Origin of the sequence: Levilactobacillus sp., assembly GCF_022646225.1 — a bacterium.
GTDB classification, from domain to species: domain Bacteria; phylum Bacillota; class Bacilli; order Lactobacillales; family Lactobacillaceae; genus Levilactobacillus; species Levilactobacillus suantsaiihabitans.
In genome coordinates, this window is sequence record NZ_JALCJA010000001.1 from 360,909 (window position 1) to 375,048 (window position 14,140).

At 52.3% G+C, this 14,140-nt stretch carries 10 protein-coding genes; all 10 read right to left on the reverse strand.

Annotated features, from left to right (window positions below; translation table 11 throughout):
- Positions 1-106 precede the first annotated feature (106 nt).
- The gene (locus LKH74_RS01745) at positions 107-382 is read right to left on the reverse strand and encodes a hypothetical protein (RefSeq protein ID WP_287707831.1); all 276 of its coding nucleotides are present in this window, start codon (positions 380-382) and stop codon (positions 107-109) included.
- A 1,212-nt stretch (positions 383-1,594) separates the two neighbouring features.
- A complete protein-coding gene (locus tag LKH74_RS01750; RefSeq protein ID WP_287707830.1) occupies positions 1,595-5,932 on the reverse strand; it encodes a PolC-type DNA polymerase III in 4,338 nt (1,445 codons plus the stop codon).
- Positions 5,933-6,421: 489 nt separating this feature from the next.
- The gene (locus LKH74_RS01755) at positions 6,422-8,134 is read right to left on the reverse strand and encodes a proline--tRNA ligase (protein WP_135368078.1); all 1,713 of its coding nucleotides are present in this window, start codon (positions 8,132-8,134) and stop codon (positions 6,422-6,424) included.
- A gap of 35 nt (positions 8,135-8,169) precedes the next feature.
- Positions 8,170-9,447: an RIP metalloprotease RseP gene (gene rseP, locus LKH74_RS01760; protein ID WP_135368079.1), complete on the reverse strand. Its 1,278-nt coding sequence runs from the start codon at positions 9,445-9,447 to the stop codon at positions 8,170-8,172.
- Positions 9,448-9,548: 101 nt separating this feature from the next.
- The gene (locus LKH74_RS01765; RefSeq protein WP_135368080.1) at positions 9,549-10,337 is read right to left on the reverse strand and encodes a phosphatidate cytidylyltransferase; all 789 of its coding nucleotides are present in this window, start codon (positions 10,335-10,337) and stop codon (positions 9,549-9,551) included.
- Positions 10,338-10,352: 15 nt separating this feature from the next.
- Complete coding sequence (locus tag LKH74_RS01770) at positions 10,353-11,144, reverse strand: isoprenyl transferase (RefSeq protein ID WP_287707829.1); 792 nt, start codon at positions 11,142-11,144, stop codon at positions 10,353-10,355.
- Between the two features lie 103 nt (positions 11,145-11,247).
- Positions 11,248-11,679: a hypothetical protein gene (locus LKH74_RS01775; protein ID WP_135368082.1), complete on the reverse strand. Its 432-nt coding sequence runs from the start codon at positions 11,677-11,679 to the stop codon at positions 11,248-11,250.
- Between the two features lie 24 nt (positions 11,680-11,703).
- On the reverse strand, positions 11,704-12,261 hold the full coding sequence (gene frr / locus LKH74_RS01780) for a ribosome recycling factor (protein WP_135368083.1): 558 nt from the start codon (positions 12,259-12,261) through the stop codon (positions 11,704-11,706).
- A 2-nt stretch (positions 12,262-12,263) separates the two neighbouring features.
- Positions 12,264-12,986 carry a UMP kinase gene (gene pyrH, locus LKH74_RS01785; protein WP_135368084.1) on the reverse strand — a complete coding sequence of 241 codons (723 nt, stop codon included), beginning with the start codon at positions 12,984-12,986 and terminating at the stop codon, positions 12,264-12,266.
- Positions 12,987-13,174: 188 nt separating this feature from the next.
- Positions 13,175-14,059: a translation elongation factor Ts gene (gene tsf, locus LKH74_RS01790; protein ID WP_125575911.1), complete on the reverse strand. Its 885-nt coding sequence runs from the start codon at positions 14,057-14,059 to the stop codon at positions 13,175-13,177.
- Positions 14,060-14,140: the final 81 nt, after the last annotated feature.

Consider the following 14,140-nt stretch of genomic DNA (forward strand, 5'->3'; position numbering starts at 1 on the left):
ATCCATTAAAAAGAGTGAGCATTGACTGCTCACTCATTTAAAAAACGAGTTTAACTACAAGTACTACAATACTACACTAACCCCGAGATTGCAACCGTTCTGCCGCCTAGGCCTCACAAGTTAACAGTAATAAAACAAATCCCACGATGGTAATAAACTCAAAAACCAAGAAATTCAGGCGAGTCGTCGACATGGACCGCAGGCTGATCGTCTTAATCACGGTCAGCACGAATGCCACCACGAAGTACGCCAGGATCATAGCCAAAAAGGTAGCTTCCCCCACGCTCGCCAATGTACCGAACAAAATGTAACCTAAGCCAATCAAACAATAACCTGCCAGAAAAATCCACCCATCTGGTAACCGCACGAACCGCCGTAACATGGTGAACACCCGCTTTCGCTAAAGTTTATTTATGGTTTACGTTTCCTTGGTTCAAGTATAACATATCTCAACTGTTTTGTAAGCGTTTCCATGACGCTAATCCGGTTAATCGGCGGTTAGCTTACAACCGGCTATTTTCCCTGGGTTAAACGCTGATTTGGCGGGGGTGATCACGGGTAATCATTAGTCAGTGACTGAACTATCTAGCTACTGACTAAGGGAATGACGCGTTGGTCGTAACGGAAATCAGTTCATTATGAGTTGGTAACCCCTATCCAGGCCATCCCCCAAAGCAGGATTCCAGACTGACGCAGGCACCTGGTTTCACCAATTCTAGGAGCAAAAACGCGGTCGTTTCAGCCCGCAACGTGGTAATTCTACTTACCCTTTTCCGAAAGACTGAAGGTTGAAAGTGAAATTAACGCACTAATTACCGTGATGACGGTGTTCTGACACCTAAAATTGGCTAAACCAGGTGCCTACGTCAGCCAGGGTTCCGCCTGCTCTGGGGAACACCTCCAGCCTGAGAAGCGGTCTTCCGGTTCGCTTGAAAGCCTGGCAAAATCGGCCAGTCTCTCAAGTCGTCCCGCGCTGTAGGCTGAGACAAAACCTCAGCCAACACCGCCGACACAGCTGGCTCCACCCTGGCTGCCTCCGGCAAGGTTGACGTCTATCAGCAGCACTGACTAGTCGTCAATGTAGCCGCTATCTGGGGTTAAGACGACTGTTACTGACACGTACTACCGTAGCCGGGAGTTCGCAAAATATGGGTTCAGCCGTGGGAGTTGCCTTAGCGGCGCGGTTCATGCCGCTTAGACAACTGGCGTCTTTGAGACGTGTTCTTCGGCTCAAAGCGAGGTGTCGAGACCGTCCTTTGGCTCGACCCGTCCGCCCCAGCGTTCCAACCCATATTTGGCGAACGGTAGGCGGCCAGTTCTCATTGTGAGGCTGTAAATGACTATTTTTGATGTCATAAGTCGCATGATAACAATGGTTTCAGTTGATTTTCGCCTTTCAACCTTCAGCCGAAAGAGACAAAAAGAGGCCAGGACCGTAGTCCTCACCTCTTTTGCACCAATTTTAAATGGCCGAAACGTGGACCAACAGGCAGCTGGTTCCGCTTAACACTGCTAGGCAAATAATCCCCAAACCGGATTATCCGCCTAGCAGCGTTAATGCTCGCCAGCTAAGCGCCTGTTGGCCCACTCTTTATTACATCATATCATCAAACAAACTCAACTGATTTTCATCCGGCAAGCCCTTCAGCACGCCGTTTTCCGTCATGAAGTCAATGATGGTCTTGGAGACCTTCCCCCGTTTGGCCAGGTCTTCTTTGGAGATGAATGGCCGGTCGTTACGGGCCGCCACAATCTGCTTGGCTACGTTCAATCCCAAGCCAGGTGCGGCCTGGAATGGCGCAATCAGGGTGTCACCGTCAATGATCCAATCAGCAGCGTCGGACCGCTCCAGGTCGATCATCTTGAACTTAAAGCCCCGTTCCAGCATTTCGTTGGCCAATTCCAACACCGTCAAAAGGTTCTTGTCCTTAGCGGAAGCGTCCATACCCTGGTCATTGATGGCCTTCATGGCCGCCTTGACCGCCGTTTTCCCTTGGGCCATAGCCACGACGTCAAAGTCGTCGGCCCGCACGGAAAAGTATGCGGCGTAGTAAATGATCGGGAAGTAGACCTTGAAGTAGGCCACCCGTAAGGCCATCAGCACGTATGCCGCGGCATGGGCCCGCGGGAACATGTATTTGATCTTTAAGCAAGAATCAATGTACCAGTCCGGGCAGTCCGTTTGCTTCATTTTTTCTTGCCATTCGTCCGGGATCCCCCGGCCCTTCCGCACGTGTTCCATGACTTGGAAGGACGTTTCGGAATCCAAGCCGAAGTTGATCAAGTCGGTCATGATGTTATCCCGGCACCCAATCACGTTGGCGATGGTGGCCGTCCCGTTTTTGATCAGCTCTTCGGCGTTACCCAACCACACGTCGGTCCCGTGAGACAGACCGGAGATTTGGAGTAGTTGCGAGTAGTTCTGCGGGTTGGTTTCTTCCAACATCCCCCGGACAAAACGCGTCCCAAATTCGGGAACTCCCAGCGTCCCGGTCTTGGATTGAATCTGTTCGGGCGTGACTCCCAAGGAATCCGTTCCGGAGAACAGCGCCATAACACCAGGATCATCCATCGGAATCGTTTGCGGATCGACCCCAGACAAATCTTGCAGGGTCCGGATCATGGTCGGGTCATCATGTCCCAGAATATCGATTTTCAAAATATTATCATGGATCGAGTGGAAATCGAAGTGGGTCGTTTGCCAAGCCGCATTTTGGTCATCAGCCGGATACTGGATCGGCGTAAAGTCATAAATGTCCATGTAGTCTGGCACAACAATGATCCCCGCGGGGTGTTGGCCGGTGTTACGTTTGACCCCGGTTACCCCCTTGGCCAGCCGGTCGACCTCGGCGCCACGCAGGTTCTGCTCGGTATCGCGCTCGTAGGCCTTCACGTAGCCGTAACCGGTCTTGTCGGCCACGGTCCCAATCGTTCCGGCCCGGTACACGTTCTTCTCACCGAACAAGACCTTGGTGTAGTTATGCGCAATAGGTTGGTAGTCCCCGGAGAAGTTCAAATCAATATCGGGGACCTTGTTTCCCTTGAACCCTAAGAACGTTTCGAACGGAATGTTGTGACCGTCGCCGATCATCAAAGTGCCACACTTCGGGCACTTCTTTTCGGGCAAATCGTATCCCGAGCTGTATTCCCCTTTGGTGTAGAAGTGAGAATACTGGCAGTTGGGGCACCGATAGTGTGGTGGCAAGGGGTTCACTTCGGTAATTCCGGTAAACGTGGCGACCACACTGGAGCCGACCGACCCCCGGGACCCAACCAAGTACCCGTCCTTATTGGACTTAGCTACCAGCCGTTGGGCAATCAAATAAATCACGGAGAACCCGTTACCAATGATCGACTTCAACTCCCGGTCGACCCGGTGTTGCACCAGTTCTGGTAGCGGATCACCATACCACGCGTGCGCGGTGTCCATGGTCCGTTGACGAATTTCGTCTTCGGCCCCCTCCATGCGCGGCGTGTACAGCTTGTCCTTCAATGGATGGACCTCGTCGATCTCGTCGGCAATTTTGTGCGTGTTGGTAACCACGATTTCCTTAGCCGTGTCCTCCCCCAGATAGGCAAAGTCGTCGAGCATCTCGTTGGTCGTCATGAAATGCGCATCGGGCAATTCTTGCCGGTTCAACGGGTTGGCGCCCCCCTGTGAGTGGATCAGGATTTTACGGTAAATGAAGTCTTCCGGATCCAGGTAGTGGACGTCACCGGTTGCCACGACGGGCTTATCGAGGTCATGGCCCAGCTTGACCATGTTGCCCACAATCTCTTCCAGATTGGCCTCATCGGCGATCAAGCCGGAATCAATCAGGGGTTGGTAAGCCGCCTTGGGTTGCACTTCCAGATAGTCGTAATACTTGGCCTTGGCCGCAGCTTCGACCTGCCCCTTTTGCATCATGGCGGTGAAGACTTCTCCAGATGAGCAAGCTGAGCCGACCAAAATGCCTTCGCGGTAATGGTCTAACACGCTACGCGGCACCCGCGGCACGCGGTAGAAGTAATCGACGTTGGAAGCAGACACCAGCTTGAACATATTCTTCAAACCTGCCTGCGTTTGAGCCAGTAAGATGGCGTGACTCGGTCGCGCGTGTTTATAGGCGTCGTTATCGGTCATGTGGTCGTTCAATTGATCGTGGTACTGAATATTGTAGCGGTCCTCGGCATCCTTCAAGAACAGGTAGTTCAAGTGCCCCGTCGATTCCGCATCATAAACGGCCCGGTGATGGTGCTCCAGACTGACGTGGAAACGCTTGGCCAGCGTGTTCAACCGGTAGCTCTTGAGGGTTGGGTACAAGAACCGTGCCAGTGTCAAGGTATCGATGATGGGGTTGGCAATTTCCGGCATGCCGTGGCGCTGGTAGCCGGTATTCATGAAGCCGACGTCAAACGTCACGTTGTGGCCGACGATAATCGCGTCGCCGCAGAATTCCCGGAACAGCTTGAAGACTTCTTCTTCGGACTTGGATCCCGCCACCATGTCATCGGTGATGCTGGTCAGGTTGGTCGTCTGTTCGGACAACGGGAACCCCGGATCGATGAACTCTTCGAATTGGTCGATCACATTCTTGTGTTGCATCTTAACGGCCGACAGTTCAATGACCTTGTCGTAGATGGCGGACAACCCCGTTGTTTCCACGTCAAAGACCACGTAGGTGGCGCCGTCTAGCGGCACGTGGGCACTGTTGTACCCAATCGGCACACCATCGTCGACCAGGTTGGCCTCGACCCCGTACAGCATCTTCACACCCGCCTTGGACCCGGCATTAAATGCGGCCGGGAATCCTTGGACGTCGGCGTGATCCGTGATGGCCAAAGCCGGCATGCCCCATTTCTTTGCCCGACTGACGTAATCACCAATCGAGTTGGTGGCATCCATTTGGCTCATAGACGTGTGCAAATGTAATTCAATGCGCTTCTCATCGGCCGGTGCCGTGTCTTGGCGCGTGGCGTGCTTGACCTGGTTGATGTCATAGGCATTGAGCGCCAAATCGTGCATGTACGTGTCTTCTTGCACGCTACCGCGCACCTTGACCCAACTGCCTTCTTCGACCCCGGCAAATTGAGCTTCGTCTTCGGCACCGCGTGAGAATTTCTTCACGGCAAAAGAGGACGTGTAGTCGGTGATCTTCAAGGTCAACAATTGGCGACCCGACCGGAGCTTGCGGACTTCCTTGTCAAAGACGTAGCCTTCCACCACCACGGAGCGTTCCTCTTGGGTGATGTCGACCATCCGCGTGATCGGTTGATCGCCCTTGATGGTCTTCCCAATCTGCGTGGGACCCGTTGCGGCCGGGGTATCTCCCTGGGCGGCCCGCTTCTGGTTGGCCTTTTCAATGGCCGCGGCGGCCTGTTGCGCCAATTGGGCATCGGTCTTTTCTTGGCGCGCCTTGAACTCATCGATCTTGGCTTGGGACTTGGATTCGTCGACCATCACCCGAATGTTGAACTTGGGGAAGCCGGCATCGCGGTAAGTGGCTTCCAACGGCCCCAAGGCTTGATTGGCCAAGAAGTCTTTGACCACTTCGTTTTGGGCGTAGAGTAAAACCCGATTGTCGGCGTCTAATTCCGGCACCTGGGACTGACACAGTTCTTGGACCAGATTACTGGTCAAGCCACTGTGTTCAACGACCCATTTCCAGTAATCGCCTAGCGCCCGGTTGGTCAGCTCAGCGGCATCCACTTCCAAGGTGGCCTCGACCTGCGCAATATCTTTGAACGCCATTTGTAAATGGTTATGGAAATCGACGAAAGCCGTGAACGGCATTAAACTAGGCAACTTCAAGAAGAAGTGCCAGCGCCGGGACTGCTCATGAACCGTCAACCGGTCAATGGTGGCCGTCTGGAAATACGGTTGCTCCGCAGCAGCGCTCAGATCTAGTTGTTGTAATAATTTTTCAAATAAAGCATGGCGATCTTCGTCCACGAGGAAACTCCTTTCGTTACTTAAAACGTGTTGCTAACTAAAATAATTGCGGCTCAAATGAAAGTGGCTAAGACGACGCAATGTGGTGATCTCAGCATTCAGCAATCGTTTGATGCCTGGATTGGTTAAAAACCCACAATTGCCATTGTAAGTGAACTTCACCTCATCGTGCAACTGGTAGGTCCCGAAAACTGAGTCGAACGGCTGACCCAATATTTGGCGGCCGGTTCCCGCTATGACGCGATCACCAACCACTCCTAGCGTCAGAAGTTGCATAGTCACAATGATTCGCCTTCAGCTGGGACTAAAAGAGCCTGGGAAAATCTCCCAGGCTCGTTCACGTCACCTTGACGCAGCTGAAGCGTACACCAACAGGCAACCGGTTTCGCTTAGAACTGATCACCAAACCATCCAAGCCCCGGATCATTCAGTGATCTGCCTTAACGCTCGCCGGCTAATCGCCCTGTGGCCCACTTCCTTACGGTGAGGTTAGTCAATATCTTTAAACAGAATCTCGACGGTACTTGCGACTTCGTCTTTGATCACTTCGACCGTCTCACCAGTCTTGCGAATCTTAATTTCAACGATCCCTTCACCGGCTTTTTTACCGATCGTGATGCGGACCGGAATCCCCATCAGATCTGAGTCAGCGAACTTCACGCCGGGACGTTCCTTCCGGTCATCGGTCAAGACGCGGTACCCCTTAGCGGTTAACTCGTCTTCCAATTCGGCAGTCAGGTTCGCTTGATCTTCCTTCTTCAGGTTGACGGGAACCAAGTGAATGTCGAACGGCGCGATGTTACGTGGCCAAACCAGCCCGTTTTCATCGGCTTGTTGTTCCGCGATGGCAGACAATAACCGGCTGACCCCGATCCCGTATGAGCCCATGACAACGGGCTTTTGCCGACCGCCTTCATCCAAGACCGTGGCACCCAAGGCATCGGAATAGCGGGTCCCCAGCTTGAAGATGTGACCAATTTCAATTCCGCGGGTGAACTTCAAGACACCGGAGCCGTCTGGTGACAGGTCGCCTGGTTGCACTTCACGGAAGTCCGCGTAAGCATCGACTCTAAAGTCGCGCCCGGCATTGGCGTTTAAGTAGTGGTAGCCGTCTTCATCGGCACCCACGATGACGTTGACCATGTCGCCCACGTATTGGTCGGCTAAGATCTTCACGTCTTCACCCACGCCCACGGGCCCCAAGGAGCCGAAGTTGGCGTTCAAATACTTTTGCGCATCTTCTGGTGTGGCTGGGTCTAAGAAATCAGCGTCCAAGTAGTTCTTTAACTTGGTCTCGTTGACTTCGTGATCGCCACGAACCAAGACCATCACGGGTTGTTCCTTGTTCGCCACGTACAACATGCTCTTGACCAACGCTGATGACTTCACATCAAAGAAGTCAGCGACCTCATCAATCGTCTTGGCGCCCGGTGTGGCCACCTTTTGCAGGTCCTCTGGCTGGGCGTGAGACTTCTTACTGATGAAGAGGCTCTTCGCCATTTCCAGGTTCGCTGCGTAATCGGAAGAATCGGAGTAAACGATAGTGTCTTCGCCAACTGGCGCAATGGCGGAGAATTCCTTAGAATCCTTACCACCCATGGCCCCACCGTCACCCACGATGGCCCGGTAGTTCAAACCGACCCGGTCGAAGATGTTTTCGTAAGCTTGTTCCATCTGGTCATAGATGCGGTTTAAGTCCTCGTCGTTGATTGAGAAGGAATAGCCGTCTTTCATGATAAATTCCCGGCCCCGCAATAATCCATAACGGGGACGATCTTCATCACGGTACTTGGGCTGGATCTGATACATCACCAGCGGCAGACGTTTATACGACTTCACGGCATCACGAATCAACATGGTAAAGGTTTCTTCGTGCGTGGGGCCCAAGATAAAGTCAGTGTCGTGACGGTTCTTTAACTTGAACAGGTTGGGACCGTACGTGTCGTAACGGCCAGATTCCTGCCAGAGGCTCGCCGGTAAGATGGCGGGCATCAAGGTTTCCACGGCGTCGATCTTAGCCATTTCTTCACGAATAATGGTCTCGATGTTCGTTAAGACCCGGTAGGCCAATGGCAAATAGGCGTAAACCCCCGCCGTGACCTGACGAATGTAGCCGGCCCGCAACATCATTTGATGACTGAGAGCTTCGGCGCCATTCGGCACTTCCTTTAAAGTTGGAATGAGTAGTTTCGATTGTTTCATAGTTAAATATTCCCTTCTCGTAACGACCGAATTTGTTAATGAATGAAGTAGCGTTCAATATCGTTCCACGTGACTAACAACATCAGGAGAACTAAGAACCCTACCCCCACCAACGTAATCGCCGCTTCCACATTTTCGGAAAGTGGTTTGCGCCGGATGGCTTCAATAAAGTTTAATAATATTTTACCACCATCCAGGGCTGGAATTGGTAGTAAATTGACAATTGCCAAGTTAATCGACAGAAATGCCAGGAAGTTCAAGACCCCGACGGCCCCATACTGGGTCGCCTGCGAGGTCGTGGCAAAGATGGCCACGGGACCGCCCAAGTCGTTTAGACTAAAGTGCCCGGAGACCATGTGCCACAGTGCGCCAAAGAGCGCCTTGGTCATGGTCCAGGTCTGGGTAAATCCGGAGGCTAAAATAGCGCCCACATGCTTATCTTGCGCCTGGGTGATACCAATCATCCCCACGGTCTTGCCGTTAGACTTTTGACCAGCCGGCGTCAAGGTCACCTGTTTGGTCGTCTTGCCGCGCTGGATGGTGACCGTGGTCTTCTTGTTGGCCCGCGGCTGGATGGCGGTGCTGAGATCCGTCCAGCTGGTGGTCTTCTTGCCGTTGACCGCGATGATCTTATCGTTGTTTTGAATCCCCGCCTTCTTTGCCACCGAAATTGGTGAGCTGGCGACCTGAATCTGGTTGGTCCCCATGGCCACGCCGCCTTGCACGAACGACATCAGCATGAAGGTCACAATGGCCAATAAGATGTTGTTCATCGGCCCGGCGAAGTTGGTCATCAACCGCCGTCCCAGCGTGGCTGACTGAAATTGCACGTCTTTAGGCGCAATCTGCAGTTCGGTGCCGTCTGCCTCGATGATGGTGGCGTTGTGGGCTACCGGATAGCGTTTAACCTCAGACTCGTCGCCGTTTTCGTACCCTTCGATCCAAAGCTCATCTTCCAGATCCGTGCCGGTGACTTCCAGGGGAATGCCGTTGAACAGCGTTGACTTTTTACTCGTGTTAATGCGTTGGACCTGGTTATCGGCGCCGACGTAAAGACTGACCGGAGTTCCCGGCTTGATCTCTTCTTCGTCGTCTTCGGCCCCCGCCATGCGGACGTACCCACCAACGGGCAACAGCCGCAGCGTGTAGGTCGTCCCGTCTTTGCCCCGGTGATAGACCAGCTTGGGGCCCATCCCAATCGAGAATTCTCGCACCAAGATGCCCCCGCGTTTGGCAAAGTAAAAATGCCCAAACTCGTGCACGATGACCAGAATCCCAAAGACGATGATAAAGGTAATAATCGTTGTAATCACAGGTGTCGTCCCTTCTTCAGTTAAGAGTCGCGTGTCGTTTTTTTACATCTGCCCCTTAGCATACCCTAAGGACCCTAAGCGGCGCAAGCGAACAGCCGCACTTAGATCAATCCGAATAAATGGATGACTGGCAGAACTAACAGTAAACTATCAAACCGGTCCAAAATGCCCCCATGACCCGGTAAGATCTTGCCGGAATCTTTGACGCCGTAGTAGCGCTTCAAGGCGGACTCCACCAGGTCGCCGAATTGGCCCACGATGGAGAACACCAACGTCAAGACAATCATGATGCCCAAGTTGAAATGACCAATTGGGAAGAACGCCCAAAAGACCGTTCCCACAATGGTGGCCACCAGGCTTCCCCCGATCGACCCTTCCCAGGTCTTGTTGGGACTGATGTGCGGAGCCAGCTTGTGCTTCCCCAATTTCCGGCCAATCATGTAGGCCCCGGAATCGGTGGTCCATACGATAAACAGCGCGTACAATAACGCCACCAGGCTCACACCCCGCGCGGCGATGAAGAAGTGAAACCCGATTCCAATGTAGAGCATGCTCAGGGTGATCACCCCGGCATCGTCAAAGGAGAAGCGGTTCTTGGACACGACCGTCCGTAACAATAATAACAGGACAAATAAATAGACGATGTACCAAGGGTTCAGGTAGCTGGGGACCCAGTTCCACCAGCTGTTCGGGGCAATCACCGCAATGATGCCCAACCCGGAGATCCAGGCTTCGGGACTGACCAATAATTTCTTACGCATGATTAGGACTTCAGACAACGCCACTAACCCTAATGCAATGGCCGCAATATCGACCCAGATGCCCCCCGCAATAATGATGGGGATAAAGATGATCAAGGCGATAACCGCCGTAATGACCCGTTGTTTCATAATTAAAAACTCCTCTTAATTTTTCTCTGGTTCAGGCGTCAGCCCACCAAAGCGCCGGTGACGCTGCTGATACTCATAAATGGCCTCTTCTAGGGCCGTTTGGTCAAAGTCCGGCCAATGTTGTTGCATGAAGACAAACTCGCTGTAAGCGACCTGCCAGAGCATGAAATTGGAGAGCCGTTCTTCTCCACTGGTCCGAATCAACAAGTCGGGATCCCGCAAGTCCCCCAAATCATGGGTCATTAACTGCCGGTCGATAGCGGCATCGTCAATGGCTGTTGGGTCTAATTTTCCGGCCTGTACCTGCTGAGCCAACGCTTGAACAGCCGTGACGATTTCGGCGCGGCCACCGTAGTTGAGCGCAAAGTTCAACACCATGCCCGTGCAGTGGGCGGTGTCTGCCACCGCATCCTTGACGGCCTGTTGGGTCGCTGCCGGCAATTGATCCGTGTATCCCATGACCTTCACGCGGATATTGTTCTTGATTAGGTCAGGCACAAACGTCCCAAAGAAATCGACAGGCAGCTTCATCAGGTAATTGACCTCAGCCGTTGGGCGCTTCCAGTTCTCCGTGGAAAAGGCATACAACGTCAACACCTTGACGCCCAAATGACTGGCCGCCTTGGCCACCGTCTTAACGGTATTCATCCCTTGCTTGTGACCCGCGATCCGTGGCAAATGCCGCTGTTGGGCCCACCGACCGTTACCATCCATGATGATGGCCACGTGAGCGGGAATGTTGGTCTCGTCTAATTGTCGCTGCTCAACTTCACCTGTCGCTTGATTTTTATTTGAAAATGAAAACACGGCGCACCTCCATTGTGGTCTTTACAACCTCTCATCATAACAAAAAAGAGACCGGGAAACTATCCCGGCCCCCAAATTGAGCGAAAACTTAAATTTTGACCGGTTACTCAATTAACCGCCATTCACCACGCTTAGCATCCGCTAACGTGCCAAAGTAGCTCAACAGGTTGTTGGCGTCATCGGCGCTAACTTGGCCCAACAGGTTCAAGCCTTCCCCAGTTGGTAATGGATCTGAGAGATCCGTAATTTCGTTACCGTTTTCGATGGTTGCCTTAGAGAAGGCCACGATCCAGTCATCCCCAATTAATTGGGTGACCACGAAGAAGAGGTTGAAATCATCACTTACAAAGGCGGGTTGGGCGTAGACGCCTTCTTGGATTTCTTCCAATTCCGCCCCGTTGTAGTTCAAGATAGACACGTTTTCGGCGTTAACCGGGTTGTTTAACCGGAATACCATCTTGCCAAATTCCTTAGTACCTGGGGTGATTTCAATGTTTTCTGGTTCTTCTTGGTTGTTTTGCTTGTCTTCTGCCATGTTTAAGCGCTCCTTGTCCGTGAATTAATCGGTCATAACTTCTTTTTCTTTGTCGGCCGCAATGGCATCGACACCCTTGATGGCCTTATCCGTGACCTTTTGGACTTGGTCTTCCAGGTTGTGTAAGTCATCATCGGTGTAGTCGCCATTCTTGTGGCCCTTCTTGATGCTGTCCATGGCATCCCGCCGAACGTTACGGACCGCTACCTTGCCTTCTTCGGCCGTAGCCTTCACTTGCTTGGCGATTTCCTTACGACGTTCCTCAGTCAATTGCGGAATGACCAAACGGATGGCCGTCCCGTCGTTGGCTGGGGTGATGCCGACATCGGATTCCATGATGCCCTTTTCGATGTCTTCCAAAGCAGACTTATCGTAAGGCGTCACCATCAAGACCCGGGGTTCTGGAATGGTGATGGATGCCACTTGGTTCAACGGCGTTGCGGCCCCATAGTATTCCACCATGACCCGGTTCAAAATGCTGGCGTTGGCCCGGCCGGCCCGAATCGTTCCCAATTCGCGCTTTAAGGCTTCTTCCGCCTTCTTCATCTTTGTTTCTGCAGTTGTTACAATCTGATCAGCCATAATTATTTACCCCTAACTGTCGTCCCAATATTTTCGCCCTCAACGACCTTGCGGATATTGCCCGGTTGGTTCAAGTTAAAGACGACAAATGGGATGTCATTATCCATTGAAAGTGAGCTAGCCGTGGTATCCATCACGTGCAGGCCCTTGTTAATAATATCTAACTGCGTTAATTGGTCAAACTTCACGGCGTTAGGATCCTTGTTCGGGTCAGCCGAGTAGATGCCGTCAACCCCGTTTTTCGCCATCAAGATGGCGTCGGCGTTGATTTCTGCTGCCCGTAAGGCGGCCGTCGTGTCCGTAGAGAAGTACGGTGAACCCGTGCCCCCAGCGAAGATGACGACGCGTTCCTTTTCCAGGTGCCGAATGGCCTTGCGCCGAATGTAAGGTTCCGCAATCTGACGCATTTCAATAGAAGTTTGCACCCGCGTTGGCACCCCGATGGATTCCAGGTTGTCTTGTAGGGCCAATGCGTTCATGATGGTCGCTAACATGCCAATGTAGTCGGCTTGGGCCCGTTCCATGCCCATCTGTTCGCCAGATACGCCGCGCCACATGTTACCGCCACCAACCACAATAGCGATTTGAATGCCCAAGTTGTAAACACTCTTGACCTCTTCCGCTACGTTTTTAATTACTGGCGGATTGATGCCAAATCCCTTGTCGCCGGCTAAAGCCTCGCCACTGAGCTTCAGCATAATCCGTTTATACTTTACGTCCGCCATTGTGTTTCCTCCTATTGTATTCTGACAATAATTCTATCATAAACGCGGGGCGAGCGATAGTCAGCGAGCACGAAAACCGTGAATTCCTTACAAATTCGCTGATATTTGCCCTCGCCGGCCGCGCCCTGCTCATCAGCCTAACAAAAAAGCGTAGTCCCTCACCGGAATCTACGCTTTTGTTTCAAAAATTAGCCGTTGATTTGGTCTTGAACTTCCTTGGCCAGGTCAACCGTCTTCTTTTCGATTCCTTCACCAACTTCGTAACGAACGAAGGTGACTAACTTGCCACCCTTGCTAGCAACGAATTGGCTAACAGTTTGGTCGCCGTCTTTAACGAATGGTTGGTCAGCTAAGCTGATTTCAGCCAAGTACTTGTGCAAACGACCTTCGACCATCTTTTCAACGATCTTTTCAGGCTTGCCTTCGTTCAAAGCTTCTTGCTTCAAGACTTCGCGTTCGTGAGCCAAACGGTCGGCAGGAATGTCATCGCGAGAAACGAATTCTGGGTTGATGGCAGCAACGTGCATTGCCACGTCCTTAGCCGTAGCTTCGTCAGCGCCTTCCAGAACAACCAATGCGGCGATTTGGCCACCTTGGTGTAAGTAAGACCCAAAGACTTGGCTATCCGTCTTCTTTTCAACAGCGAAACGACGTAACTTCACGTTTTCGCTGGTTACTTGCGTCGTCTTAACAATGGCTTCGTTGATGGTGTCGCCATCAGCAGTTGGTAATGCCAAAGCAGCGTCCAAGTCAGCGGGTTGCTTGTCAGCAATCGTGTCGGCAATCGTGTCAACTAAGGCGTTGAACGTGTCGTTGGTTGCGACGAAGTCCGTTTCAGAGTTCACTTCGATGATGGCTGCGGTGTTGCCGTCAACCTTCACGCGAGCCAAACCGTTCGCAGCGATGTTGCCGCTCTTCTTCTTGGCCTTAGCGATACCCTTTTCACGTAAGAAGTCGATGGCCTTGTCCATGTCGCCTTCAGAAGCAACAAGGGCCTTCTTAGCATCCATCATCCCAACTTGAGTCTTGTCCCGTAACTCTTTAACTTGTGCTGCAGTGATTTTACTTGCCATGTGTAATGGCCTCCTTTTATCAATTCATTCAAGGCACAAAAAAGACTGACTCAATCTCAGGCCATTATCGGTCCTAAACAT